The organism is Methylobacterium sp. C33D (assembly GCF_053345825.1).
The window spans coordinates 1-346 of the sequence record NZ_JBKFAV010000154.1; the positions used below are offsets into that span (position 1 = coordinate 1).

At 68.2% G+C, this 346-nt stretch carries 1 pseudogene; it reads left to right on the plus strand.

Annotated elements, in window-relative coordinates:
• Positions 1 to 346, plus strand: a pseudogene (locus ACLBXO_RS31825) (excinuclease ABC subunit UvrA); the annotation flags it as partial.

Genomic DNA, 346 nt, shown 5'->3' on the forward strand with positions numbered 1-346 from the left:
CCTGCACGACCAGCAGCGCCATCGGCCACGAGATGCGGATCGACCCCGAGCTGGTGATCTCCGACCCTGGCCTAAGCCTGAAGCGCGGCGCGGTCGGACCCTGGGCGAAGTCGACCTCTCCCTATTACGGCCAGACGCTCGAGGCGCTCGCCGAGCATTTCGGCTTCAAGACGGGCGTCCCCTGGCAGAGCCTGTCGGAGACGGCCCGCGCCATCGTGCCCTACGGCTCGGGCAAGCAGGCGGTGCGCTTCGCCTACGACGACGGCTTGCGCAAGTACACGGTCAACAAGCCGTTCGAGGGCGCCACGAACTTCGTCGCCCCGCCGTTCCGGCAGATGTACGAGGG